At 71.1% G+C, this 25,000-nt stretch carries 25 protein-coding genes and 1 pseudogene; 11 read left to right on the top strand and 15 right to left on the bottom strand.

Features of this window, described 5'->3' with window-relative positions; genetic code table 11:
- Nucleotides 1–13: 13 nt before the first annotated feature.
- The gene (locus BLU27_RS12950) at nucleotides 14–412 is read left to right on the top strand and encodes a nuclear transport factor 2 family protein (RefSeq protein WP_092653625.1); all 399 of its coding nucleotides are present in this window, start codon (nucleotides 14–16) and stop codon (nucleotides 410–412) included.
- A gap of 14 nt (nucleotides 413–426) precedes the next feature.
- Here BLU27_RS12950 and BLU27_RS12945 read toward each other — a convergent pair whose 3' ends face one another.
- The 3 genes from BLU27_RS12945 to BLU27_RS12935 are packed head-to-tail and all read right to left on the bottom strand — an operon-like array spanning nucleotide 427 to nucleotide 2,478.
- Nucleotides 427–1,431: a phosphotransferase gene (locus BLU27_RS12945; protein ID WP_157728509.1), complete on the bottom strand. Its 1,005-nt coding sequence runs from the start codon at nucleotides 1,429–1,431 to the stop codon at nucleotides 427–429.
- Nucleotides 1,428–1,988 carry a GNAT family N-acetyltransferase gene (locus BLU27_RS12940; RefSeq protein WP_197681825.1) on the bottom strand — a complete coding sequence of 187 codons (561 nt, stop codon included), beginning with the start codon at nucleotides 1,986–1,988 and terminating at the stop codon, nucleotides 1,428–1,430. The genes BLU27_RS12945 and BLU27_RS12940 overlap by 4 nt, the downstream gene beginning before the upstream one ends.
- Nucleotides 1,972–2,478: a nitroreductase family deazaflavin-dependent oxidoreductase gene (locus tag BLU27_RS12935; protein WP_092653621.1), complete on the bottom strand. Its 507-nt coding sequence runs from the start codon at nucleotides 2,476–2,478 to the stop codon at nucleotides 1,972–1,974. The genes BLU27_RS12940 and BLU27_RS12935 overlap by 17 nt, the downstream gene beginning before the upstream one ends.
- 191 nt (nucleotides 2,479–2,669) lie before the next feature.
- Here BLU27_RS12935 and BLU27_RS12930 point away from each other — a divergent pair, with 191 nt between their 5' ends.
- Both BLU27_RS12930 and BLU27_RS12925 read left to right on the top strand, forming a co-directional pair.
- The gene (locus tag BLU27_RS12930) at nucleotides 2,670–3,212 is read left to right on the top strand and encodes a MarR family winged helix-turn-helix transcriptional regulator (RefSeq protein ID WP_092653619.1); all 543 of its coding nucleotides are present in this window, start codon (nucleotides 2,670–2,672) and stop codon (nucleotides 3,210–3,212) included.
- Nucleotides 3,209–7,192, top strand: coding sequence for an ABC transporter ATP-binding protein (locus tag BLU27_RS12925; protein ID WP_092653617.1), 3,984 nt, complete (start codon nucleotides 3,209–3,211; stop codon nucleotides 7,190–7,192). Before BLU27_RS12930 ends, BLU27_RS12925 begins: the two co-directional genes overlap by 4 nt.
- Nucleotides 7,193–7,194: 2 nt before the next feature.
- Here the strand turns inward: BLU27_RS12925 and BLU27_RS12920 are convergent, their stop codons facing one another.
- The 3 genes from BLU27_RS12920 to BLU27_RS12910 form a co-directional block, all read right to left on the bottom strand.
- The gene (locus BLU27_RS12920; protein ID WP_157728508.1) at nucleotides 7,195–8,823 is read right to left on the bottom strand and encodes a GAF domain-containing protein; all 1,629 of its coding nucleotides are present in this window, start codon (nucleotides 8,821–8,823) and stop codon (nucleotides 7,195–7,197) included.
- A gap of 282 nt (nucleotides 8,824–9,105) precedes the next feature.
- Entirely contained in the window at nucleotides 9,106–10,329 is a 1,224-nt protein-coding gene (gene ligD, locus BLU27_RS12915) for a non-homologous end-joining DNA ligase (protein ID WP_092657630.1), read from the bottom strand.
- Nucleotides 10,330–10,427: 98 nt separating this feature from the next.
- Entirely contained in the window at nucleotides 10,428–10,958 is a 531-nt protein-coding gene (locus BLU27_RS12910) for an SRPBCC family protein (RefSeq protein WP_092653613.1), read from the bottom strand.
- 313 nt (nucleotides 10,959–11,271) lie between these two features.
- On the opposite strand from BLU27_RS12910, the gene BLU27_RS12905 reads away from it, so the two are divergent.
- Complete coding sequence (locus tag BLU27_RS12905) at nucleotides 11,272–12,855, top strand: MFS transporter (protein WP_241827941.1); 1,584 nt, start codon at nucleotides 11,272–11,274, stop codon at nucleotides 12,853–12,855.
- On the opposite strand, the gene BLU27_RS12900 is transcribed toward BLU27_RS12905, so the two are convergent.
- From BLU27_RS12900 to BLU27_RS12890, 3 genes are all read right to left on the bottom strand, one after another.
- The gene (locus tag BLU27_RS12900) at nucleotides 12,774–13,778 is read right to left on the bottom strand and encodes a DMT family transporter (RefSeq protein ID WP_092653609.1); all 1,005 of its coding nucleotides are present in this window, start codon (nucleotides 13,776–13,778) and stop codon (nucleotides 12,774–12,776) included. The genes BLU27_RS12905 and BLU27_RS12900 overlap by 82 nt on opposite strands.
- Nucleotides 13,779–13,844: 66 nt before the next feature.
- Nucleotides 13,845–14,714 (bottom strand): VOC family protein, encoded by an 870-nt coding sequence (locus BLU27_RS12895; protein ID WP_092653607.1) that lies wholly within the window; start codon nucleotides 14,712–14,714, stop codon nucleotides 13,845–13,847.
- Nucleotides 14,711–15,052, bottom strand: a complete 342-nt coding sequence (locus tag BLU27_RS12890) for an ArsR/SmtB family transcription factor (protein ID WP_241827940.1) — start codon at nucleotides 15,050–15,052, stop codon at nucleotides 14,711–14,713. The genes BLU27_RS12895 and BLU27_RS12890 overlap by 4 nt, the downstream gene beginning before the upstream one ends.
- A gap of 49 nt (nucleotides 15,053–15,101) precedes the next feature.
- On the opposite strand from BLU27_RS12890, the gene BLU27_RS12885 reads away from it, so the two are divergent.
- The 4 genes and pseudogenes from BLU27_RS12885 to BLU27_RS31235 all read left to right on the top strand — a co-directional run.
- Entirely contained in the window at nucleotides 15,102–15,542 is a 441-nt protein-coding gene (locus BLU27_RS12885) for a VOC family protein (protein ID WP_092653603.1), read from the top strand.
- A gap of 43 nt (nucleotides 15,543–15,585) precedes the next feature.
- On the top strand, nucleotides 15,586–16,317 hold the full coding sequence (locus BLU27_RS12880; protein ID WP_197681824.1) for an MOSC domain-containing protein: 732 nt from the start codon (nucleotides 15,586–15,588) through the stop codon (nucleotides 16,315–16,317).
- Nucleotides 16,318–16,469: 152 nt separating this feature from the next.
- The gene (locus BLU27_RS12875) at nucleotides 16,470–17,225 is read left to right on the top strand and encodes a GAF and ANTAR domain-containing protein (protein ID WP_092653601.1); all 756 of its coding nucleotides are present in this window, start codon (nucleotides 16,470–16,472) and stop codon (nucleotides 17,223–17,225) included.
- A gap of 83 nt (nucleotides 17,226–17,308) precedes the next feature.
- A pseudogene (locus BLU27_RS31235) lies at nucleotides 17,309–17,710 on the top strand (STAS domain-containing protein); the annotation flags it as partial.
- A 26-nt stretch (nucleotides 17,711–17,736) separates the two neighbouring features.
- Here the strand turns inward: BLU27_RS31235 and BLU27_RS12865 are convergent.
- The 4 genes from BLU27_RS12865 to BLU27_RS12850 all read right to left on the bottom strand — a co-directional run bounded on the left by BLU27_RS12865 (nucleotide 17,737) and on the right by BLU27_RS12850 (nucleotide 21,657).
- Entirely contained in the window at nucleotides 17,737–18,768 is a 1,032-nt protein-coding gene (locus BLU27_RS12865; protein WP_092653597.1) for a cytochrome c oxidase assembly protein, read from the bottom strand.
- Nucleotides 18,765–19,319 (bottom strand): DUF2243 domain-containing protein, encoded by a 555-nt coding sequence (locus BLU27_RS12860; RefSeq protein ID WP_241827939.1) that lies wholly within the window; start codon nucleotides 19,317–19,319, stop codon nucleotides 18,765–18,767. Before BLU27_RS12860 ends, BLU27_RS12865 begins: the two co-directional genes overlap by 4 nt.
- 95 nt (nucleotides 19,320–19,414) lie before the next feature.
- Complete coding sequence (malQ, locus tag BLU27_RS12855; protein ID WP_092653595.1) at nucleotides 19,415–21,277, bottom strand: 4-alpha-glucanotransferase; 1,863 nt, start codon at nucleotides 21,275–21,277, stop codon at nucleotides 19,415–19,417.
- A gap of 176 nt (nucleotides 21,278–21,453) precedes the next feature.
- Nucleotides 21,454–21,657 carry a cold-shock protein gene (locus BLU27_RS12850; RefSeq protein ID WP_092653593.1) on the bottom strand — a complete coding sequence of 68 codons (204 nt, stop codon included), beginning with the start codon at nucleotides 21,655–21,657 and terminating at the stop codon, nucleotides 21,454–21,456.
- Nucleotides 21,658–21,940: 283 nt separating this feature from the next.
- Between BLU27_RS12850 and BLU27_RS12845 the strand changes: the two genes are divergently transcribed.
- Nucleotides 21,941–22,507: a DnaJ family domain-containing protein gene (locus BLU27_RS12845; RefSeq protein ID WP_092653590.1), complete on the top strand. Its 567-nt coding sequence runs from the start codon at nucleotides 21,941–21,943 to the stop codon at nucleotides 22,505–22,507.
- 24 nt (nucleotides 22,508–22,531) lie between these two features.
- Here the strand turns inward: BLU27_RS12845 and BLU27_RS12840 are convergent, their stop codons facing one another.
- Nucleotides 22,532–23,170: a LysE family translocator gene (locus BLU27_RS12840; protein WP_092653588.1), complete on the bottom strand. Its 639-nt coding sequence runs from the start codon at nucleotides 23,168–23,170 to the stop codon at nucleotides 22,532–22,534.
- Nucleotides 23,171–23,205: 35 nt separating this feature from the next.
- A complete protein-coding gene (locus tag BLU27_RS12835) occupies nucleotides 23,206–23,457 on the bottom strand; it encodes a nucleoside/nucleotide kinase family protein (protein WP_092653586.1) in 252 nt (83 codons plus the stop codon).
- Nucleotides 23,458–23,527: 70 nt separating this feature from the next.
- Between BLU27_RS12835 and BLU27_RS12830 the strand changes: the two genes are divergently transcribed.
- Together BLU27_RS12830 and BLU27_RS12825 are read left to right on the top strand one after the other, a co-directional pair.
- On the top strand, nucleotides 23,528–24,493 hold the full coding sequence (locus tag BLU27_RS12830; RefSeq protein ID WP_092653584.1) for a hypothetical protein: 966 nt from the start codon (nucleotides 23,528–23,530) through the stop codon (nucleotides 24,491–24,493).
- A 43-nt stretch (nucleotides 24,494–24,536) separates the two neighbouring features.
- Nucleotides 24,537–24,959: a VOC family protein gene (locus tag BLU27_RS12825; RefSeq protein ID WP_092653582.1), complete on the top strand. Its 423-nt coding sequence runs from the start codon at nucleotides 24,537–24,539 to the stop codon at nucleotides 24,957–24,959.
- The last annotated feature ends 41 nt before the right edge of the window (nucleotides 24,960–25,000 follow it).

Below are 25,000 nucleotides of genomic sequence, written 5' to 3'. Positions count from 1 at the left end.
GCAGGATCCGCGCATGACCCTGACGACCGAGGACCGGCTCGCCATCCACGAACTCCTCGCCCTGCACGGCCATCTCGTCGACGACGGCGCACTGGACCGCCTCGGCGAGGTCTTCACCGACGACGTCGGCTACGACCTGACACCGATGGGCGGTGAGACCCTGAACGGCATACAGGCGATCCGCGCCTCCGCGCTCGACCTGGGCGATCGGAATCCCGTCGCGCATCTGGTGACCAACGTCGTCGTGGCCGAGCACGACGGCGAGGTGACGGCCCGCTCGAAGTTCCTCGGCGTACGGCGCGACGGATCCGTCGGCAGCGGGGTCTACGAGGACGTGGTGCGGCGTACGCCGGACGGCTGGCGCATCGCCCACCGCCGGGTGTCGCTGCGCCGCGAACCCCCGCGGCCCTGACCCGGCGGCCGACGTCAGACGCCGAGGTCCGCGGCCAGCCGCCGAAGCCGGTCCTCCGCGGCCGCCACCTCCGCCATCGCGTCCGCGACGCCCGCGGCCGGATCGGCGTACCGCGTCATCCATCCGGTCAGCGGAGTGCCGGTGACAACCGCGTCGACCAGGTCCGCCAGCCGGCCGAGTTCGCTGCCGAGCTTGTGGGCGAAGAGGTTCTCACCGAGGCCGCCGACGAGCACGCCGCCGTGCGCGGCGTAGGACGCGAGCGTGTGCCGGACGGCGTGGGGATCCCGGAACGCGAACGTCACGGCGGCGAACCCGGTCTCCAGGCTCGCGCTGTCCGGGCCGATCACGTCCCAGTCGGCGAGTACCGGCCCGGTCGGTGTCATCAGGACGTTGAACGGAACCATGTCCCGGTGGGTCAGCACGTGGTCGCCGATGCCGGAGTAGGTCGTCCGCACGCGTTCGGTCAGACGTAGGTAGCCGTCCAGCCGGCCGTCGAACTCCGCTGCCCAGGGACGGCCCTGCCGCCGTGCCTGTGCTGCCCACTCGTGCCAGCGACCGGCCGGGTGCACGTAGTAGAAGGGCTCGAGGTCGCCGCCGTTACCGGGGTGGAGCTCGAGGCTGTGCAGGGCCGCGAGCGTGAGTCCAAGCCATTCGCCGAGGTCGTCATCGGCGGTGACCTTGCGGTGCTCGATCCATTCGGTGACACGGTACGCACCGCGTCCGGCGACCCGCGACGTCCAGCCGTACGCCTTGGCCGGCGGTGGCACCGGCACCGGGATCCGGATACCCGCGGCCGCGACGCGTTCCTCGAAGTCCCTTGTCCGGTTGAGCTCGCCGGCCCACGGCGGGTCCCCGTCCGGCCAGAGTTCCTTCACCAGAAAGCGGCCGGCGCTCGTGGTCAGCCGCCACGTCCGCGACACCGTGTGCTGGACGAGAACCAGCTCCCCGGTCGGCGTACCCAGCTCGAACGCCTCGGCCACCTGCCCCGCGGTCACGTCCCCGACGCCGCCAAGGCTCACGCCGTACGCCAGTCGTCCACGGTGATCCGCCACAGCACGTGCCAACGGATCGGGTGCCCCTCCGGAACGCGCGGGTGGTCGAAATCGCCGTCCGGGTCCCGGCGCATGCCGATCTTGCGCATCACCGACTGCGAACGTTCGTTGACCGGCGCGGTGAACGACACCACCTCGGTCAGGCCGACCGTCTCGAAGGCGAATGTGAGCGCCGCCCTGGCGGCTTCGGGTGCGTACCCGCGACCCCACGCATGGTGGGCGAGCCGCCAGCCGACCTCCACCGCCGGGACGAACGGCGCGTCGAAACCCACCGGGGACAGCCCGGTGAGCCCGATGAAGTCGCCGGTCTCGCGGACCTCCACTGCCCACAGGCCGAAGCCGTCCCGCTCGAAGCCGGCCTCCATCCGGTCGACGAAGGCGTCGCTGTCGGCCTCGCTCAACGGATTGACGAAGTGTTCCATCACGGCCGGGTCGGCGTTCATCGCCGCGAACGGCGCACGGTCACTTTCCCGCCACCTGCGCAGCAGCAGTCGCTCGGTGGTCAGCTCAGGTCCCTCGGTCACCCGGAGATGATAGGTGCCGAGGAGTGAAACGTACGAACGAAATGCGCTCGCCGACCGCGCGGTAGTCACCCTGGCTGCCGTCCACCTCGAAGCCCATGAAGCGGGCAAGCCTGGGCGCGAGCCGCGGATACCGGGCGGCGTACCGAGCCATCAGCTCCCCACCCTCCGCCGGCGGCAGCGGGGCCGCGGTCATCGCCCGCACGCGCCCGCCGACCTGAACTGTCACGTCCGGGTTGACGAGGACGTTGCGGTACCAGTCCGAACGCCGGCCGTACCCCGACGGGCCGACGTAGCTCCCGTCGCGCGGGTCATGTTCGATCGCCTCGATCACCACCTGGCGAGGACGGCCCGACACCCGGCCGGTGTGGGTGAGCAGCATGAACCTGCCGCCCAGCAGGCGACCGAGGTGGGCCCGGTAGAGGTGGACGGGCAGCCGGAAGAAGAGCCGGCGCAGCCCGCTCGGCGGCTGCGGTGTGTCGAGCACCTTCATGACGCGACCTCGCCGCGCGAGAAGGATCGTTCAGCCGATTTGGTCACTCGCCCAAATTAGCACTGCGGGAGCCCCGGTCGTCCATGAAGCGTCCGGCTCCCCGCCGTGGCGAAGGGAGGGATGTCCCGGACTGGCCGGATCAGGCCGGACGGGCGGGACATTCGCCGCCCTAACGGTTAGCCTCCTTAACTGTGAAAGATGACGAACCTTCGGTCGAGCGTGCCGTGCGAGCCATCGTCCGGTTGGCGCGGTTGCTGGAGCGTGCCGACGCGGGGCTGAGCCTGGCGCAGTTCCGGATCCTGGAGCTGGTCTCCCGGGGCACCGAGCGCTCCACCCACATCGCGACCCGCCTCGCCACCAGCAAGCCCGCGATCACCGTCGTCGTCGAAGGACTGGTCGCCGCCGGGCTGCTGACCCGGCGCGGGGAACCCGGTGACCGCCGCGTCGTACGCCTCGCCCTCACCACGGAGGGACGGGAAGCGCTTGCTCAAGCCGAGATCGCCTACGGCGACCGGTTGCGCCCGCTGCTGGCGGAGATCTCCGCCCCGGACGCACTCCTCGGCCAGCTCGCCGAGGTCGACGACGCGATGGACGCGCGCTGGGCCCGGCACTCCCCCTCCGCGAAGGACCAGGCCCCGAAAGCCACAGCGGCGAAGGAAGCCGCCGCCGCGAAGGAACCCACAGACCTCCAGACCCCACCGTCGCCGGAAGCCGAGGTGCCCGCCACCAGATGACCGCCGCCACGACAGCCTCGTCCAACGGCTCCCAGCAGCCGGGCCGGCGCACCTCCGCCGGCAACCACCAAGCCGAACAGCCCGGCCGACCCGACCTCGGCACCTCCGGCTCCCCCGGATCCCCGGGATCCCCCGGAGCCCCTGGAGCCCCCGGTCAGTCCTCCGCCGACAGGTGGGTACGCCGCCTCGCCCGCTACTGCTGGCGGTCAAGGCCTCTGGTGTTCGCCAGCTTCGGCGGGGCGATCGTGGCGATGGCCGCGAGCGCGTTCGTCCCCCTGGTCCAGCGCCAGATCGTCGACCACGTGATCATCGCCCGGACGGCGCCGATGCTGCCGTGGATCGGCGTACTGCTCGCACTGGGCCTGACGACGTTCGGCGCGGGTTTCGTACGCCGCTACCTCGGCGGCCGGCTGGCGCTCGACGTCCAGCACGCGATCCGCGGCGACCTGTTCCGCGCGCTGTCCCGGCTGGACGGCGCCCGCCAGGACGAGCTGCACACCGGGCAGGTGGTCAGCCGGTCGATCAGCGACATCATGATGGTGCAGGGCCTGCTGCAGATGCTGCCGATGATGCTGGGCAACCTGCTGCTGTTCGTCATTTCGCTGTCCATCATGGTGTGGCTGTCGCCGCTGCTCACGTTGGTCGCGCTCGCGGTGGCGCCGGCGTTGCTGATGATCGGCTACCACAGTCGCAGCCGGCTCTTCCCGGCCACGTGGGACGCACAGCAGCAGGCGGCCGAGGTCGCCGGCATCGTCGACTCCGCGGTCACCGGCGTCCGGGTCGTCAAGGGCTTCGGCCAGGAACGCCGCGAGCTCGGCCGCCTCGAACGCCAGGCGCGCAACCTCTTCGGCTCCCGGCTGCGGGCCATCCGGCTGACGAGTCGTTACGGCCCCACGCTGCAGGCGGTCCCGCTGCTCGGCCAGGTCGGCATCCTCGCCCTGGGCGGCTACCTCGCCGTACGCGGCAACATCACCCTCGGCACCTTCCTGGCGTTCTCCAGCTACCTGAGCCAACTCGTCGCGCCGGTGCGGATGCTGTCCAACTTCCTGGTCATGAGCCAGCAGGCCCGGGCCAGCGTGATCCGGGTGTTCGAGGTGATCGACTCCCGCCCGGTGATCACCGAGAAGCCGGACGCGATCGAGCTTCCGGTCGGCCCGGGCGCGGTCGAACTCCGCGACGTGCACTTCGGCTACCTCGCCTCCGACCCGGTGCTGTCGGGCCTTTCCCTGAAGGTGAACGCCGGCGAGACGGTCGCGCTGGTGGGTACGGCGGGATCGGGCAAGTCGACGATCTCCCAACTGCTGCCGCGCTTCTACGACGTACAGCGGGGCTCGGTCCTGGTCGACGGGCACGACGTCCGCGACCTGACCCTCAGCTCGCTGCGGGCCCGGATCGGCCTGGTGTTCGAGGACAGCTTCCTCTTCTCCGACACCGTGCGGTCCAACATCGCCTACGGACGTCCGGACGCCACCGACGAACAGGTGCGCGCCGCGGCCCGGGCAGCGGAGGCCACCGACTTCATCGAGGCGCTCCCGGACAGCTACGACACCGTGGTCGGCGAACGGGGGCTCACGCTGTCCGGCGGCCAGCGGCAGCGGGTCGCACTGGCCCGGGCACTGCTCAGCGACCCGACCCTGCTGGTGCTCGACGACGCGACCTCGGCGGTCGACTCCCAGACCGAGGCGGAGATCCACGCCACCCTGCGCCAGGTGATGGCCGGGCGGACCACGATCATCATCGCCCACCGGCGTTCGACCCTGCAGTTGGCCGACCGGATCGCGGTGCTCGACGAGGGCCGCGTCGTCGACGTCGGCACCGACGAGGAACTGACCAGCAGGTGCGCGCTCTACCGGCTGCTGTTGTCCGGGCCGGGCGAGGACGCCGAGGGCATCGAGGCCGGCGAGGCCGAGATCGACACCCCGCAAGCCGAGGTTGACACGGCTGCCCAGGTCGACGGGATCACCCCCGAGCTGTGGGTACGCCGCGGAGACGACACGCCCAGCCACCTGACCCGGGTGCAGCAGGCGACCGGACTCGGCGGCGGGTTCGGTGGCGGTGGGGGCCGCGGCGGTGGCGGTATGGGCGGCGGTATGGGCGGGGGCTGGCTGGCCAGCATGCCGCCGACGCCGGAAGTGCTGGCCCAGGTGGAGAAACTGCCACCGGTCCGCGACGTCCCCGAGGTGAGCATGGAGGACGCGCAGAAACCCGACCCGGGGTTCACCCTGCCGCGTGCCCTCCGGCCGTTCAGCCGGCCGTTGCTGCTGGCGCTGGTTCTGGTGGCAGCGGACGCGATCGCCTCGCTGTGCCTGCCGCTGCTGATCCGGCACGGAGTGGACGCCGGGGTCCAGCGGCACGCGGTCTCGGTCGTTCTGGTGGCGGCCGCGGTCGCGCTCGGCGTCGTGATCACCGACTGGGTGATCAACATCGGCCAGACGAGGGTGGCCGGCCGCACCGGCGAACGCGTGCTGTACTCCCTGCGGGTCAAGCTGTTCGCCCACCTGCAGCGCCTCGGTCTCGACTACTACGAGCGCGAGATGGGTGGCCGGATCATGACCCGGATGACCACCGACATCGACGCACTGTCGTCGTTCCTGCAGACCTCGCTCCTGACCGCGGTGGTCGCGATCCTGCAGTTCGTCGGCGTCCTGGTCGCGCTGGTGTGGATCAACTGGGAGCTCGCCCTCGCGGTGCTCACGTTGATGCCGGTGCTGATCGTGGCCACGCTGATCTTCCGGGCGAAGTCCTCGGTGGCCTACCAGGAGGCGCGGGAGCGGATCAGCGTCGTCAACACCAGCTTGCAGGAGAACGTCGCGGGGATGCGGGTGGCGCAGGCGTTCGGCCGCGAGGAGCACAACGCCAACCGGTTCGAGGAGAAGAGCGACGCCTACCGGGTCAGCAGGTTGCGGGCCCAGCGCTACATCGGCACGTACTTCCCGTTCGTGCAGTTCCTCAACCTGGCCGCGGCATCGGTAGTCCTCGGCGTCGGTGCCGGCCTGGTGCACGACGGCAGCCTCACCGCCGGCGCGCTGATCGCCTACCTGCTCTACCTCGACCTGTTCTTCTCCCCCGTCCAGCAGCTCTCGCAGGTCTTCGACGGCTACCAGCAGGCGCGGGTTGGCCTGCGCCGGATCAGCGAGCTGCTGCGTACGCCCACCACCACACCGCAGGCCGAGCACCCGGAGGAGGTCGGCCGGCTCACCGGCGAGATCGTCTTCGACGACGTGCGGTTCCACTACCAGAACGCCGCGGGCGATGCCTTGCAGGGCGTCAACCTGCGAGTACGCGCGGGTGAGACGGTCGCGCTCGTCGGCGAGACCGGCGCCGGGAAGACCACGCTGGTGAAGCTGGTCGCCCGGTTCTACGACCCGACCGGCGGAAGCGTTCGGGTGGACGGCACGGACGTCCGCGAGTTCGACCTCGACGGATACCGTCACCGGCTCGGCTACGTACCCCAGGAGGCGTTCCTCTTCCCGGGCACCGTCCGTGACGCCATCGCGTACGGACGGCCGGAGGCCACCGACGCCGAGGTCGAGGCGGCGGCGCGGGCGGTGGGCGCGCACCAGGCGGTCGCCCGGATGCGGGACGGCTACCTGCACACGGTGGGCGAACGCGGGCGCAACCTGTCCGCCGGGCAGCGGCAGCTGCTCGCGCTGGCCCGGGCGTACCTCGTCGACCCCGACATCCTGCTGCTGGACGAGGCGACCGCGGCGCTGGACCCCGGCACTGAGGCACTGGTCATCCAGGCGACCGAGACGCTGGCCCGGCAGCGCACCACGCTGCTCATCGCGCACCGGCTCACCACTGCCGAACGCGCCGACCGGATCGTCGTGGTCGACCACGGCCGGGTGGTGGAGGACGGTACGCATCGGGACCTGGTGGCCGCTGACGGCCGGTACGCCCAGCTGTGGCGGGTGTACTCCGGCGCCGAGCCGGCCCACGCCCACGGCTCCGGAGCGGTCTCCGTTGTCGACCCCGCCTGAGGTCAGGTGGGGAGGTGCCATTCGATGCGAGTGTGGTTCTCGGTCTGCGACACGGAGACCCGGCCGCCGTGTTCGCGTGCGCACTGTTCCAGCGGGGCCATGCGTTCGGCGTCGATGGTCGCAGCCGGCTTGCCCACCTGATCGGAGACGGTCAGCAGCAGATCGTCAACCGTGACCTCGATGCACACCTCCACCGACGTCGACGACAGATGCGGCGTGAGCGCGAGCGAGTGCCGAACCGCAGCGGCGAGTTCAGCCCGCACCCACCTGGTCAGGGTCGTCCGGTCCAGGTGGCCGGCGAGCACCAGCCGGGGATGCAGACCGGCCGCCGAACACGCGGAGTCGATCTCTTCCAGCACCGGCTGCCAAGTAGTCGACGGCACGTCCGTGGTTGTCTCGTCCTGGGTCTGGAACACGATCTCACGCATCGCCCGTACCGTGTCCTCCAGCCGCTCGACGGCCGACCGCAGGCGGCTGCGGACCTCGGGCTGCCGGGCGAGACCGAGGGCACTGTGCAGGTCCAGCTGCGACTGGGACAGGCGTTCGATCACGCCGCCGCTCAGCTCGCCGGCGATGCGGTCGCGTTCCCGTAGCACCAGCAGCTGGTCGCGGTCCTCCTCCGAGTGCAACCGCAGCAGCGCAAGCGCGGCTTGACGGGCGAAGCTGCGTACCAGCTCGACCTGCTCACCCTGCTCCAGCGCCGACAGGCCCTGCGGAGAGCCACGGCGCCAGCCGACCTGGAGGACGCCGAGGATCCGTTCACCGGCCTGCAGTGGCAGCAGCATCCCGGGTCCGAGCGCGGCGAGCCGCTTGGCGCACACGGGCGGGGGGTTGTACCCCTCGACCGCGGACAGGTCGGAGCTGATGATCTCCTCGCCGGTACGAAGCACTCGCCCGGTCAGGCTGTCCGGTGACATCTCGGTGACCGGGATGTCGTCCAGCCCGAGCCCGTCCGCGGCGATGACCAGCGGTACGTGCGGCCGGACCGGATCGGCGCACATCACGGCGGAGACGTCGGCACCGCACAGTTCGCGGAAGCCACCCCGCAGGATCTCGCGCAGGGCCTCCTTCGGGTCGACGTGCTTCAGCAGCAGGCTGGTCACCGTGGCGCTGGTGGAAAGCCACTGCTGCCGTCGTCGTTCCCGGGCCGCGATCCGGGCCTGTTCGATCGTCGCTCCGGCCGCGTCGGCGAGGACGGTGACCGCGCAGGCGTCCTCGGCGGTGAAGGTGCCACTGCGTTTGGCGGCCACGACCAGCGCCCCGCACAATTCACCGCACTCCGGAGAAAGGATGCGGTCGCCGAGCAGGCCGCCGGTCGGCGTCGAAGGCGTACTGCCGGCTCGTTCGGCCTTCCGACTTTCCCGCGATCGTTGCAGCGGCACGGGCAGGCCGTGGACGTCGGTGACGTGCGTGGGCCCGTCGCTGCCGAGCACCTGCCGCAGCACGCCCGACTCCGCGCCGAGCAACAGCGAGTCGTAGGTCGAGTGGTGCGGGCCGTGCGAGACGGCGAGTTCGGGCGATTCGCCGTCGACCAGCACTATGCCCGAATACGCCGCGCCGGTGAGCGCGGCGGCGCTTTCGGCGATCCGCTCCAAGGATCCCCGTACTCGCTCGTTCGCGATGAGAGTCACCAGAAGACCTCGATTCTCTTCCCCATCCTCGCACGCACCAGCGCGGGAGTCGTCACCGCGAGCGACCATCGGTCCTTAGGGGTCCAGGGCTTCCATCATTACGCACAGGCAGGAATGCCTTACCGGGCACGGTCGACTGCCCGCCATCCTGCCTGCTCCGAGCAGGGTTTTCCGGCCGTTGGACCCGGAGTTCCGACCGGTGGTGCCGGTCATGCGGGCAGCTGGGTGTTTGCGATCGGGAAGGCCGTGCTTGTCCGTCCTGGCGCGCGGCCTACCGGCGTACTACCGGCTGTCCCGCTCCTGCGCCCACGGGGCGTTCGCCCACGGGTCGTAGTCGACCTCGAGGGGTTCCTGCGGTGGCCGTTGCGCCTCGGGGACGTGCTGGAGGTTGACCCGGATGCGGTACCAGACCGAGCTTCGTCCGCGCATACCGTCGACCAGGATGTCGGCGGGGTGCAGATGCCCGACCACGGTGGAGTGACGGGCCTTCCAGCGTTCCAGCCCTTCGAGAGCTTCTTCCCTGGTCTTCGCCCGGGCTATTTCGACCAGCGGCATCGTCTGTTGCCGCCGGCCGGTCCCCTTGGGGGGCTTCTCTGCGGGGCCGAGCCGCCTGGCGAGGTCGAGCAGGGGTTCCAGGGAACCGTGGGCGGTGCCGATGTCCTCCCACGGGTCGCCGAGTTCTGCGTAGCGTTCGAGGACGGTCGACAGTGTGAACGCCTCGGGCCGGCAGCCGGGCACCTCGTCCCACCGCAGCGGCGTGGACACACGGGCGTCGGAGGTGGGTCGCACGGAGTACGCCGAAGCCACCGTGCGGTCCTTGGCGTTCTGGTTGAAGTCGACGAACACGCCCTGGCGTTCCTCCTTCCACCACTTGCTGGTGGCAAGGTCGGGTGCGCGGTTCTCCACCTCACGAGCGACGGTCTCCGCGGCGAGGCGCACGTCGCGGAACGTCCAGTGGGGTTCGATCCGTGCGTAGATGTGGAAGCCGCGCGAGCCGGAGGTCTTCGGCCAGGCGGTGAGCCCGTGGTCCTCCAGCACCTCCCGGGCGACGAGCGCGACGTCGAGGATCTGCTTCCACTCCACGCCGGGGACGGGGTCGAGGTCGATGCGTAGCTCGTCGGGGTGGTCGAGGTCCTCCGCCAGCACGGGGTGTGGGTTGAGGTCGACGCAGCCGAGGTTGATCGCCCACGCCAGCCCGGCCGCGTCGCGGACCACGGCCTCCTCCGCGGAACGCCCGGAGGCGTAGTGGAGTTTGGCCACCTCCACCCAGTCCGGCCGGTTGCCGGGTGCGCGCTTCTGGAAGAACGCCTCCTGTTCGATCCCCTTGACGAACCGCTTCAGGATCATCGGGCGGCCCTCGATACCGCGCAGGGCTCCGTCGGCGACCGCAAGGTAGTAGCGCACCAGGTCGAGCTTGGTGTGGCCGCCGGCAGGGAAGACGAGCTTGTCCGGGTTGGTGATGGTCACCTTACGCCCGGCCACCTCCAGGACCTGCGACTTCGACATGGGCTCACGATAGGCGGAACCACGCTGGTCACGGGAAGACGACGCGGTACGCGCGCTGCCGATCACCACTCCGCCAATCCGGCTCCCGTACGGCTTGGCTAGCGTTCCTTCAGCATCCGCACGTACGCGTCGTGGACGTCGCTCCAGCCGAAGTCCATCGCCTCCATACCGCGGATCGGGCCCACGGGCTCCCCGTCGAGCAGGTGCTCGGCGACGTCGAGGCACAGGTGCCAGCCCGCGGCGACCTTCGCCACCATCTCCCGATCGCCCACCGAGTGCCTCAGGGTCAGCAGGGTGCCCGCTCCCTGGGCGTCGAGCTCCCACCGCAGCAGGTCCGAACCCCAGGTGTACTCGAGCAACCGGGGCGGCTCGGCCCGGCGCACGGTCGAGGGGAGGTCGTCCGACGTGGAGCCGTCGACCATCGTCAGTGTCGCGGAACCGGTCCGGCCGAGATCGCGGTCGGGGACGAACGGCGCCCACTCGCGCACCCGGTCCGCCTCGGTCAGCGCCGCCCACACACGTTCGGGTGAGTGGCGGAGTTCGCGGACGAGGACGAGCATCCAGCGGTCGTCGTCAGGGACGACCTCCGCCGGGGCGGGTGGGCTCGGTCGAAAACTTGAGCGGTCCATGGATCTCCTACCAAGAGACGGTGCGTACGAGGTCGGCGCAGTGGGTCCGAGAGAGCGCCGAGAGAGCGAGACTCCCGCGCGCCAGGGACTAATATGCCGCTCTGGTTATATAGCCGTCAAGGTTTATCCGTCGACGCCCGAACCTCCCGGGACCAACCCCGGCGATGACTTTCCGGCCGTCGCGGAGTCTCCTCCGAGGACACGATCCGGTTGTTCCCCGCCCGGGCCGAGGACCTACCGTCGTACTCGCTGCGCGGCGGCACCACCGGCACGGCCAGGAGACGGGACCGGCAGTACGACCGAAAGGAACGTCGTGACTTCCCAGTCGACCGCACCTGGCCCCCGCGCAAGCCGACGAGAGTGGACCGGGCTGGCCGTGCTGGCATTGCCGACGCTGTTGCTCTCACTCGACATGAGCGTCCTCTACCTCGCCCTTCCCCACCTGAGCGAGGGTCTCGACGCCAGCGCGACCCAGCAACTGTGGATCATGGACATCTACAGCTTCATGATCGCGGGCTTCCTCGTCACGATGGGCACCCTCGGCGACCGGATCGGCCGCCGGCGACTGCTGATGATCGGAGGTACGGCGTTCGCTGTCGCGTCGGTGCTCGCGGCGTACTCCACCTCCGCGGAGATGCTGATCGCCACCCGCGCCCTGCTCGGCGTCGCCGGTGCCACCCTCATGCCGTCGACCCTGTCGCTGATCGGGACGATGTTCCGGGACCAGCACCAGCGGGGCGTGGCGATCGCGGTGTGGATGACGTGCTTCATGGTCGGCATGACCGTCGGGCCGCTGGTCGGCGGCGTACTCCTGCAGAACTTCTGGTGGGGTTCGGCGTTCCTGCTCGGCGTCCCGGTGATGGTGCTCCTGCTGGCCATGGCACCCGCCCTCCTGCCGGAGTTCCGGGACGAGCCGGCCGGCCGCATCGACCTGGCCAGCGTGGCCCTGGCGCTCGCCACGGTGCTCCCGGTGGTGTACGGCCTGAAGGAGCTCGCCCACGGCGGTTGGCACGCGGGGCCCGCACTGGCGGTCGTGGCCGGCCTGGCGTTCGGCGTGTTCTTCTGCCGTCGTCAAACTCGTCTTGACGATCCTCTGCTGGACCTGGAGCTCTTTCGCTCACGCCGGTTCAGCACCGCGCTCTGCATGAACTTCGGCGGCGCGATCGTGATGGCCGGAACGTTCCTGCTGATCAGCCAGTACCTCCAGCTCGTCGCCGGTCTGTCGCCGCTGCGGGCGGGCCTGGCCACCATTCCGGTGAACGTCGCGATGGCGATCAGTTCGATGCTCACCCCGCAGCTGGCCCGCCGGTTCCGCCCGGCGGTCGTCTCGGCGGGCGGGTTCGCGATCGCGGCGCTGGGGCTGCTGGTGGTCGCGCTGGCGGCCGGTCGCTACGGACTGGTCACGTTGCTGGTGGGCTTCGCACTGGCCAGCGTCGGGATCGCCGCGCCGTCCGCGCTGGGGGTCAACCTGATCGTCGGCGCGGCACCACCAACGAAGGCCGGAGCCGCCTCCGGCATGTCGGAGACCAGCGGCGAACTCGGCGTCGCCCTCGGCGTGGCGACGCTCGGCAGCATCGCGGCGGCCTTCTACGGCGCCCAGGTCAGCGTTCCCGCCGGGGTCCCGGCCGTGGCCGCCGACGCGGCGCGGGAGAGCCTCCCCGGCGCAGTGGTCACCGCCGGCGGACTGCCCGAGCCGCTGGCCGCGGCCCTGCTGGGGTCCGCGCGCGATGCGTTCACCGGCGGCCTGGCGATCACCGCGGTCGTCGGCGCGGTGGTCCTCACCGCGGTCGCCGTCGTGTCCGGCGTGATGTTCCGTCACCTTCGGTCGTACGGCGACGAGACCGCCGCCGAGTCCGCCGAGGACACCGAGCCCGTCGACACCGCCACGCCTGCCTGACGGGCCCGTTTCGTCGTCCCCCGCCGGGTGAGCGCCACCCCGACCAGCGTCAGCGCTCCCCCGGCGAACGCCAGCGACGCAGGCGCCTCGCCGAGCAGCAGCCACCCGAGCAGGATCGCCACCGGCGGTACGAGGTACGTCGTGGCACCCATCCGGCCGGCACTCGTCCGCGACAGCGCGTACGCCCAGGTCGTGAACGCGATCGCGGTCGGGAACGCCCCCAGGAACACCACACACCCCAGAGTGGACGGCCGGGCCGCGGCCGCCTCGCGTACCAGCTCCGGCCCGAACGGCAGACAGGCGACCGTCCCGATGACGCATGCCAGCCAGGTCACCTGCAACGCCGGCAGCCGCGCGAGCAGTGGCTTCTGCGCCACCACCCCCACTGCGTAGGCGACCGCGGCCACCAGGCACAACACCACGCCCGCGGTGTCCGCACCCGACCCCGAGGACGTCGCCACCCCGATCACCACCACGCCGGCGAACGCGACCGCGCTGCCCAGCAGCAGTGCGGCCGGGAACCTCTCGCCGAGAAAGGGCCCGGCCAGCAGGGCGATCAGGATCGGCCCGACGTTGACCACCATCGCCGCGGTGCCGGCGTCGACCCGGCGTTCGGCGGCGTTCAGCGCGACGTTGTAGACGCCGAACCACAACACTCCGCACACCACCAGCCGGGGCCACATCGACGGGGCCGGCCGGGGCGACGGCCGGGCGAGCATCACCACGCCCAGCACCACGCTGCCGACGAGCAGCCGCCCGAGCGACAGCGCTCCGGGCGAAAGGTGGGCGCCCACGTGGCGGATCGCCACGAACGCCGAGGCCCACAACAGCACGGTGGTCGCGGCGGCCAGCGCCGGCAACCAGCCGGAGGGCCGGGACGCCGATGACGCGGACGGGACATCGGGGGTTTCGGTCGTGCTCACCGGACGACTGTAGGCAGCCGACCCTTCGGCCGAACCCGAACGGTCTGGCTGTGCGCGGGATGCCGGTCAGCGCATGGTCGGCCGGGCCTGCGCGAAGACCCACTGGTGTCCTTCGAGGTCCTCGGCGACGTAGCTGCGGAACGGGTGCGAACCGATCCCGGCGACGATCCGCGCCCCGTGGTCGCGGGCGTGGGCGAAGTGCGCGTCCAGGTCGTCCACGTGCACCCATGGAACGCGCGTACGCCGCGGCTCCGGTCCGCCACCGTCCATCCCGGGGACCGCACCGCCGTCCGCACCGCCGTCCTCGTGCTCCTGCCGGAAGAGCATCACCAGGCTGTCGCCCACGTGGAAGTCGACCCACTCTGCGTGCTCGCCCTCGGCGGGTGTGCGGTCGACGTCCCAGGAGCCGAGCCCGAACACCTCCCGCAGCCAGCGCGCCGCGGCCACCGGGTCTCGGTAGTACAGCGCCAGTCCCAGCCGGCCGACCTCGCGTGGTGTACGCGGCGCGGTGTCGCGGCGCAGGCTCCACGCCAGGAAGGTGCGCAGCATGTTGGCCCACCCGAACCCGACGGTCGCCGGGTCGCCGCCGGGACGGAGGTACTGCGACACGTGGACCCGGGTGCCACCGGTCGAGGTCGGCTCGAACCGTACGTCGGTCTCGGTGTCCTGCACGCTGCCCCGCAGGACCAGCCGGGCGCCCGGCTCCCAGACGGTGATCCGCTCGGTCTCCAGGACGTCTCCGGTGGACTCGTCGTAGATCTCCAGTACGCGGCCGCCGACACCGGGCTCCATCCGCAGCTCGGCGAGCCGGGAACTGTCGTGGTGGTTGATCGGCCCGCGCACCCACCACAGGTCGAGTTCCTCGGTGAAGATCGTGAACGCGGTGAACCGGTCGACGTCGACCTCGACGCTGGCCTGGGCGGACGTACGGCTCACCAGCGGCTCCGGCGTTCGACGTGCCGGCGGAACGAGCCGAGTTGCTCGGTCCAGTGGGCCTGCACCTGGTCCAGCCAGGCCGACACCGCGGCGAGCTGGTCGGCACGCAGCGAGAAGATCCGCGCCCGGGCGTCGTCGGGTGGCCGCTCGTCGGTCACCAGGCCGGCCCGCAACAGGACGCGCAGGTGCCGGCTCATCACCGGTGCGGACGTGCCGACCTCGCGGGCCAGGTCGCCGGCGCGGTAGGGCCGGGCGCCGAGCAACTCGACGACGCGGCGGCGGGTCGGGTCGGCCAGGGCGCCGAACGCCTCGTCCACCCGCGATTCCGTTTGGTTCACCACGCCGAAATAGTTGCACTTTTGGCTAACAATTGGCAAGCTGCGCGGCATGACCGAGACGAAGCTCCCCACCGTGGTTCCGATGCTCGCCTACGAGAACGCGAGTGCGGCGATCGAGTTCCTCACCACCGCGTTCGGCTTCACCGAGCGCTTCCGGTTCACCGACGACGACGGGCGCATCACGCACGCCGAACTCGCCCACGGCGACGGCACCGGTCAGGGTGTCGTCATGCTCGTCGACTTCGCCAACGGGTACGAGAGCCCCGCCACGCACGTGCGGACCTGCGAGGCCGCCAGGCGCTGGATGGACACCCCGTACATCGTGAACGGCGTGTTCGTGCAGGTCGGCGACGTGCGTGCGCACTTCGACCGAGCCAAGGCCGGCGGGGCCGCGATGCTGTCGGAGGTGGAGGACACCGGTCACGGAATCCTCTACCGGGCCGCCGACCCGGAAGGCCACCGCTGGATGTTCAGCCAGCTCAGCGCCTGACCTGTCCTTCCACCCCGCCTCCACCGACGGCTACGGTCTCGGCGTGGAGGGAATCGGGGCGGAGGAAGTCGGCGTCGTCGAACGCGTCTGGCGGTATCCGATCAAGTCGGTCGGCGGCGAGCTGCTGCGACAGGCGGACCTCGACGCGCGCGGCCTGGTGGGTGACCGCCGGTTCGCGGTCCGCGACGCACGGGGGAAGCTGGGGTCGGGCAAGAGCACCCGGCGGTTCACCAGGATGGACGGCCTGCTTCAGCTGGGCTCGCGGCTGGCTCCGGGCACCGACGAACCCGTCCTTCTCGACGAGGACGGCGACCCCGTACCTGACGCGAACCCGTTCCTGCGCTCCTACCTGAACCGGGACGACGTCGAGCTGGCACCCGAGGGCGAGATCTCGCACTTCGACGAGCTGCCGATCAGCGTCCTCACCACGGCAACGCTGGACTGGGTGCGAGCTGCCGTACCCGACGTGCCCGTGGACGAGCGCCGCTTCCGGCCCAACCTCCTGGTCCGGACCCCGCCAGGCTGCCGGCCGTTCGCCGAGGACGACTGGGTGGGCCGGCAGGCCGGAATCGGCACCGTGCGGCTCACCTTCGTGCGGCCCCTCGAACGCTGCGTCATGGTCAACCTGGCCCAGGGCGCACTCCCGCACTCCTCAGAGGTGCTCCGCATGATCGCGGCCGCGCACGACAACTGCCTGGGCGTGCTCGCCACGGTCGCCACTCCGGGGTCGATCACGGTGGGTGACCCGGTGGCCCTGCACGGGACGAACCGCTGATAGAGGCTGGTCATGCGCCGGCCCCTGCCCCCTTGGCCGGCGCGATCGGCATTTCCGGCCCGGATCCCGTACGGTGGACAGTTCAGCGGGCACTCAAGGTGCGACCGGTCGCCTTGCTCGCTTTCTGTTGGAATGTGAGGAGACGGACGCCGATGGATCAGCGCCCGGAGCCCAATCCGCCGGCGGTCGACCTGAGCGGTCTGCTGGGGTCCCTGCAGTCCCTGCTGCTCACCGGCCCACGGCTGGAGGAGTTCCTCAAGCAGGTTGCCTCGCTGGCCTCCGAGGTCACGAGCCCCCCCGCGTCGTGCGGCATCACGATCCGCCGGGACGGCGAGGCGATCACGATCGCCACCAGCGACGACCGCGCCGCCCTGGTCGACCAGAAGCAGTACGACTTCGGCGAGGGCCCGTGCATCGCCACGCTCGACACCGGCCACATCCTCGAGGTGAAATGCCAGGCCACGGACACGACGTGGCCCAAGTACAGCGCCGCCGCGGCCGAGCTCGGCGTCCTGTGTTCCCTGAGCCTGCCGCTGAAAGTGGGCGACGAGACTCTCGGCGCGCTCAACTTCTACGCGTTCGACCGGCCGAACGCTTTCGACGGGGACCAGCGTGCCCGGGCGGAGACGTTCGCCACACAGGCGTCGACGGCGCTGGCGCTCACTGTGCGTCACACCGAGCAGGCCGACCTGACTTCGCAACTGGAGCAGGCGCTGGTCTCCCGTACCTACATCGACCAGGCCGTCGGCATCGTGATGGGCCAGCAGCGTTGCGACGCTGACCAGGCGTTCGACATCCTCCGCAGGCATTCGCAGAACAACAACCGGCGGCTACGGGACGTGGCCACCGACCTCATCAACCGCGTGAGTGGCAAGCCTCCTGTCCCTCCCCGGCCTTTCGAACGCTGAGTACGGCGCTACAGTGGCAAGCGGTTGGGAAAACAGCCGGTGGCCGAAAGGCCGCATCCGTGCACCCCTGCGAAGGACCGGCCATGACCAAGCCGACCCCGACCCTCCAACCACATTGCGATTCTCCGGGCAGCTTTTCGGACAGCCCGACTGACAGTTTCCCCGGCAACCTCCCTGAAAACGTTCCCGGGATTGGAGTGCTCGTTCCCGCCGTCGACGTTTCCTGGACCGCCGAGACCTGCCGCCACCTCGTCGTCACCCTGTCCGGTGACATCGACGTGGCCACGGCCCCCCAGGTCCGCTCCGATCTGTTGCCGCTCATCCACCACGGCCGCCCGGTCGTGGTGGTCGACCTGAGTGAGGTGGCGTTCCTCGACTCCACCGGCCTGGGCACGCTGCTCGCCGTCAAGCGTCGCGCCGACGCACTCGACGTCACCCTGCGCCTGGCCGCACCGCCCCGAGGTCCGCGCCGGGCCCTGCACATCACCGGCCTGGACCGGGTGTTCGACGTCTACCCCACCCTGGACGAAGCGCTGCGCCCCGAGCCGGCCGACGGTGCGGGCAGGTCCGAGGCCACGGCCGCGGCGGAGCCGACCGAACGATCCAGCACCGAACCGCCCAGCGCCGAACCGTCCAGCACCGAACCGCTCGGTGCCGCGCCGGCGGGAACCGAACCCGCAGGCGCCTGAGCGGCCGCCCGCCGCCGTTCCGCGCGCAACCGGCGGCCAACGCGGGCGTACCACCCGGTGAGCAGCGCCGTCGCCAGCAACACCTCCACCGCGTCTCCGCCGTAGAACATCACCTGCGCACCGAGCCGCACCTGCTCGGCGCCGCCGGCAGCACGGGGCAACGTCTCCGCATACATCAGTTTGGCGAGTACGTCGTGACTGCCGGCGGCGAGCAGCAGCACCACCGCGGCGGTGCGGGTGGAGGGCCGGCGAGGCATCGGGTCGCGCCCCGCGACATACCACGTCAGCAGACATCCGGCCAGCAGCATGTGTACGTCGACCAGCAACCCGAGGGCGGGCTCTCGGCCGGCCGCGGCGAAGAGCGGGGTGAGGTAGAACGCGTACATCCCGCCGACCTCGAGTACGAGCACGACCGGCGCCAAGGTGACCACCCGCACGACCCGGCTGTGCAGGAGCGCCAGCAGCAACCGCCGGGCGTCTCCGCCGAGTGTCCGCAGGGCGAGCGTCACCGGGGCGGACAGCGCCAGCAACAGCGGCGCGAGCATGGCGAGGACCAGGTGCCGCACAACGTGCACCGGGAAGTGCGCCCCCGGCGGCATCAGCGGGGTCAGCGTCAGCACCGGGGTCAGGATGGCGAGCAGGCCCGCCAGGCCGGCTGCGGCCGCTGCCGTACGCCGCCACGGCCACCGGACGCCGCGAGCCCGCAACCGGCCGGCCGCCCGCCCGTACGCCACGGCACCGGCGACCACCGGGACCAGCGCCAGCCAGGTCCCGCTCATCGTGTGCTCGCCCATCGTGTGCTCGCCCATCGTGTGCTTGCCCATCGCCTGCGCGGCTGTCGCCGGCCCCGTCATCGGGCGGCGATGGCGCGCGGTGCACCGCGGAGCAGGAACAGTCCGACGAGGACGCCCAGGACCCCGGTGAGATTCCAGACCAGGTCGTACGGCAGGATCTCGACGCCGTACCGGATCTGGTGCAGGCCGAGCACCTTGTGCTGCAACAGCCCGTCGTACACCTGGAAGCCGCCCCAGCCGAGCAGTCCGCCGGCCCACACCCGCTTCGGCACCGTCGCGTGCCGCCGGTGCAGGTCGGCGTACATGAAGAGACCACCGACGATCGCCAGCCACCCGGCGGCGTGGAAGTAGCCGTCGGAGACCAGGCCGACCGTCGGGGTGGAGCGGTCGTAGAAGTGGTGCCAGTGCAGCAACTGGTGGAAGAGCGTCTCGTCGACGAACGTCGCGACGCCCATCCCGATCAGCACACCGGCGAGGATCGAGCGGCCGGTGCCGTCGTAGGGAGGGCGGGAGTACGCGATGCCGCCGTCACCGGGCCGGTCGGACGGGCCGGTCGAGCCGGACGCGGGCCGGTCACGCGGCCCGCTGTCGCTGGGCTGGGTTCCCGACACTGTGAGCTCCTGTCGACGCGGCGGGCGGGCGAACGTGTCATGCGCCTACCCGGCACGAGCCCGGGTAACCACGGGCCGCCTCCGCGTCGCTCGGCTCACCGTGGTGCGTTCGTGCCCGGCCTGTCGGGAGTGACCGCGGCGCCTGCGACACCGGCGGAGAGGATCTCGGCGATGCGACCGCCGGTCGGGTGCGACTCGAGGTCCTCCAGGGTGGCCGGCAGGGCCAGCGACCAGTTGTCGCGGACCTCGTCGGCGCCCGGCATGTTGGGGCGTTCGGGCTCCACCAGCGCGTCGTCGAGCGTCGCGGTGAGCAGCGTGGCGGGCGCCCGAGCGAGCAGTTCGTACGCGGCCACCACGGCGGCGTCGGAGTCGGCGTCGCCGTCCAGTCCACCGGCCTTCGCCAGCCGGTCGCGGATCGCCGCGGTGCTCTCCTCGTTCGGCTGCTGACCGAGGCGCCGCTGGGTGTCCAGGTCGCTGCCGTCCCACAGACCGGCCACCGTGGGCAGGTCGTGGGTGGTCACCGCGGCCATCGACTTCGCCCGCCAGGTCGCCGGGTCGTCCTCCTCGAACCACAGCAGGCGGTACGACAGGATGTCGCGCTCGGCCAGCTGCTCGCGGACGCCCTCCTCGACCGTCCCGAGATCCTCACCGACCACCGCTGCACCGGCTCGGGTGCTTTCCAGCGCCACCAGGGAGAGCAGGTCGCGGGTCGGGTACCGGACGTAGGCGCCGCCGCCGGGGCCGCTGTCGTCCGGGATCCACCACAACCGGAACAGCCCCATCACGTGGTCGACCCGCAGGCCTCCGCCCGCGGACATGCTGGCCCGGATCGTGTCGATGAACGGCTGGTAGCCCGCCGCCCGTAGCCGCCACGGGATGAACGGCGGCAGGCCCCAGTCCTGGCCGAGCTGGTTGAACTCGTCCGGCGGGGCGCCGACCGACGCCTCCAGCGCCACGAGGTCCTGCCACTCCCAGGCATCGAAGCCGTGCGGGTCGAACCCGATCGGCAGGTCCTGCATCACCGCGAGGTCGCGTCCGGCCGCGGCGAGCTGGCCCTCCACCAGCCACTGCAGCCAGGCGTGGAAGCGCACCCGGTCGGCGTTCCGCTCCCCGGCCTCGGCGACCGCGGGCCCCTGCGGACGGGCCAGCTCGGCCGGCCATTCCTGCCAGTCGGCGCCGTGCTGTTCGACCAGCACCGACCAGGTGGCGAACTGCCGCAGCGAGGCCGGCTGGGCGGCGTACCACCGATCGAACTCCGTGCTCGCGCCGCCGGCGCCCCAGACGGCCTCCAGAGCGGACTGCTTCAACTGCCAGACGGCGTCCCGGTCGATGGTGCGATGGTCGTTCAACTCGCGGCCGGCGGCAGCGGCGAGGCGTACGTCGTCGGCCGCCAGCTCGGCGCCCGGCACGTCCTCGACCCGGAGGTAGAGAGGATTGCGGAACCTGCGGCTGGCCGGGAAGTACGGACTCGGCTGCTGCGGCAGGGACGGCGCGACGGCGCCGATCGGGTTGACGAGCAGGAAGCCCGCGCCGCGCTGCCGGGACCAGCGGGCCAGCCGGGCAAGGTCGGCGAGGTCGCCCATCCCCCAGCTCTGCGCCGACCGGGTGGCGTACAGCTGGGTGGCCCATCCCCAGGCCCGCCAACCTTGCGGAAGGTGGCAGCGGCGGGGGGCGACGATCAGCCGGCGTTCGGTCCCGGAACGGTCGACGAACGTGTGGTAGCCGAGGGGAAGATCGGCCGGCGTCCCGGTCGGCACGAGGACGGTCCCGCCGTCCTCCAGCACGACCTCGCCCGGGCCGGTGTGAGTCTGCTCACCCTCACCGACGATCAGCGGTCCGGCGTCGTCGGTGGGCGTGCCGATGATCTCCCGCAGGCGCTCGACCACCTCCGGGGGGACCTGCTGCTTCTTGTCGGTCGCGTCGACGTACCGGCTCTCGATCCCCCACGCGTCGGGCATCGCCACCTCCAAGATCGGCAGGACTCAGCGCTCATCATCCCGCAGACGGGCGATCTCGCACGCGAACAGAACGCGGACGGAACCGATCCGGACAAGGAAAAAGCCCGCACCATGTGGGTGCGGGCTCAGTCCTCTAACGGTCAACGCTCGTAAAGGGCGTTACCTTCGACTCCGGCTCAGACCGGACGGATGTTCTCCGCCTGCGGGCCCTTCTGGCCCTGCGTGACGTCGAACTCCACCTTCTGGCCCTCGAACAGCTCACGGTAACCCGTGGACTGGATGTTCGAGTAGTGAGCGAAGACGTCGGCGCCGCCGCCGTCCTGCTCGATGAAGCCGAAGCCCTTTTCCGAGTTGAACCACTTGACCGTGCCAGTCGCCATGCTTGCTCCTTCAGGGATGCGTTGCCGAACCCGCACCCTGTGTGCGGGTCGGAGTCGCCGCTACGAGTGCCCCTCCGGAGGAAAGTCCGGAAAACAAAGCGCCCGGCGGTCGCAACCGACGAGCGCGTGAACGTTCATGGGTACCACAACTGCAACTCAAGCCATGAGGTTAGCACGCCGGTGATCCGCTCGCCGCACACCCGTGCCCCTGCACTCAAGATCGTGTCCCTGGCCCCGTCTCCGTGGTGGCGGACTGCCGTCCGGCCGCAGGACAATTGGCCCCATGACCAAGCGCAAGCCGCCGGGGATGGGCTTCGAGTCGTGGGTCGACCAGCAGATCCGTGAGGCGACAGAACGTGGCGAGTTCGACAATCTGCCCGGCGCGGGCAAACCGCTCACGGACCTGGACAAGCCCTACGACGAGGTCTGGGTGATGCGGCACCTGCACAAGGAGGGCCACTCGGGCGAGGACCTGCTGCCACTCCCCCTGCAGCTTCGCAAGGAGGTCGAGCGGCTGCCCGAGACGGTCCGCAAGCTACGTACGGAGCGGGAAGTACGCGACGCCGTGGCCGACCTCAACCTCCGGATCGTCGCCTGGCTCCGGGCCCCGCTCGGGCCACCCATCCCGGTGCGGCCGGCCAACGCCGACCAGGTGGTGGAGCGCTGGCGGGCCGAACGCGCCGAGCGCCTGGCCAAGGGAGAGGCGCCTCCTCCCGCGGACGCCGGAGCCGACCCGACCGGCCAGGCGCCGGCGAAGTCGCGCCGACGGCGCTTCACCGGCCGCGGAAGTACGCCGGACGACCGGCCGGCCTGGTGGCGCCGAGCCCTCCGCCGCGGCCGGTCCACCTGAGCCGCGCGCCGGCGCCTCGGAAGTTCAGTCCTTGCGGCCGGACACCGCCATCGACAGCCCCAGCCCCATCATCGACAGGCCGCCGACACCGCCGACGAGTTCGAGGCGCCGGGGTGACCGGCCGAACCACGACCGGACCGCGCTCGCGGCGACGGCCCACGCGCTGTCGGAGACCATCGCGGTGGCGAACGACACCAGGCTCAGCACCAGCATCTGCGCCGGGACCGCGCCCGCCTGCCGGTCGACGAACTGCGGCAGCACGGCGGCGAAGATGACGAACGCCTTCGGGTTCGCCACCCCGACGACGAAGCCCTCTCGTGCCGCCCGCCAGCCGCTGCGCGGGGGCTCGACCGCGGCGAAGGCCTCGGCAAGCGAACGCCGGTGACGGAACGCCTGAATCCCCAGCCAGACGAGGTAGGCCGCACCGGCGTACTTGAGCGCCGCGAAGACCGCCTCGGACCGCTGCACCAGCGCTCCCACTCCCAGCGCGACGCAAGCGGCCACGACGTACACCCCGACGGCGTTGCCGACCACCGACGCCAGCGCGGTCCGGCGGCCGTAGGCCAGAGCCCGGCCGATCACGAACAACACGCTCGGACCGGGGATCACGATCAACACGAACGACGCCAACCCGAAGGTGACCAGCTGAGCCGAGGAGACCACGAGCGGACCCTAACACCGGCGGGGAACGGCGGAGGTCAGCTTCGATCCGGCCGGCGCAGGACCGTGGGCCGCAGCGGATCGGTCAGGTCGCGTACGACGTCGGCCGGGTCCAGCGGCCGGGCCTGCGCGCGGTACAACTCCTGGCCGGGCAGGTAGCGCGCTGCGTAGCGCTCGCGTACCACCTCCCGTGAGCCGAACACCCGCTCGTCCCGCACCTGCGTGCGGCGCAGCACCTCCGCCCGCTCACCGGCACAACCCGGCCGCGCCTCACTCTCGCCGTCCTCCACCCGGGCACCCTGGAGCCACCTGAGGAGTTCGTTGTGATCGCGCGGTGGTCAGTGTTGGTACGGTGCGCCGGTGGCTGGTCGATGGCAGCGTACGCCGAACGAGGCGGGTGCCCGCGAGATTGTTCGTGCCCTCTACGGCGACGTCAAGGACGTGGAGTGGATCCCGTCCGATGACGCCGACGTCTTCCGGGTGACGTTCACGTCCGGACGGCGGGCGCGGGTGCTCAAGCTCGGGATATCCGGGAACCCCGCGGTGTGGCGTGAGGTGGGAGCGTTCCCAGCCATGCGGTCCATGGGTGTTCGGGAGGTGCTGGAGTTCGAGTACACCAGCGAGGATCTGCCGGGCTCGGAGTACGACTTCCATGTCACCGCCGAGCTGACCCCTCCACCTCGGGCCAACCAGGCGATGGCGCGGATGTGGGCGGACGACCGCCCGCGTGCGGTCGAGTTGGCCCGCTGGTTCGGTGACTGCACGCGACGAGTCGAGGGCCTGGACTGGCGCAGCGTGCCGCGGGCCAACAGTCCGGAACGCACGATCGAGATGGCGACGCGGTGGTGGAGACCCCATTACGACAACCTCGTCGCCCGCCCGGACTGTCCGCGGTGGGTACGCGAGTTCGTCGATCGGGTCCGGGAACACATCCGGCGGCCGCCCACCTCGTTCGGCGGGTGGGGTGGCGAACTGCTCCGCGCCCAGGACGGATCGTTCCTGCTGATCGACTGGCCCAGTCTCGGCGCGGCGCCGCCCTGCTCCCAGGCGGCCACCGCGTTGGAGGTACTCCTGAGGTTCGGCGCGGCAGACCCGACACCTCTCGTGGAGGCGTTCGTCGATGGTTGGGCGCCTGGCGGCCTGGACGACCGTCACCTGCAGGACCTTCGTCTTACGTGGGTGCACAGCATCCTGGGCTGGGCCGGAATGAGTCTCACCTTCGACGACCCCGACGCCGATCTCGGCCCGGCGTACGCCGCGGCCCGGCATGATCTCGGGGAAGACGACCCGGCCGCATGGCTGCGTCGAGCAGCCGGAAACCCGTAGGCGACGCCCAACCGCGCGTCCCGCTCCGGAAAGGGCGTACACGATGAGCACCGAGAACGCCGGCGCCACACCCACCCGCACCTCGATCGCGCCGTGGCTGTCCGTACGCGACGGGCAGGCAGCGGTGGACTTCTACCGAGCCGCGTTCGGTGCGGCCGAGGCCTACCGGCTCGACGACGAGGACGGCCGGCCGGTGGTCGCACGGCTGGAGGTGGACGGCGCGGCGTTCTGGGTCCAGGACGACCCCGAGAACAGTCCCACGGCGAGCATCCCGCACGGGTCCGGCGGACCGGTGCGGATGATCCTCACCGTCGCCGACCCGGACCGGCTCTTCGGCCAGGCGGTCGCCGCCGGCGCCACCACGATCGCCGAGATGCACGAGGACCACGGCTGGCGGGTGGGCCGGGTCGCCGACCCGTTCGGCCACCACTGGGAGATCAGCCGCCAGACCGGCTCCGACGCCTGACCGGCCACTCCGTTTCCACATCAGGACGGTCTGCGGCAGGC

The sequence above is a fragment of the Actinopolymorpha singaporensis genome, assembly GCF_900104745.1.
GTDB lineage: Bacteria > Actinomycetota > Actinomycetes > Propionibacteriales > Actinopolymorphaceae > Actinopolymorpha > Actinopolymorpha singaporensis.
The sequence above is the reverse complement of the archived record's forward strand: the minus strand, read 5'-3'. Positions and strand labels throughout refer to the sequence as shown.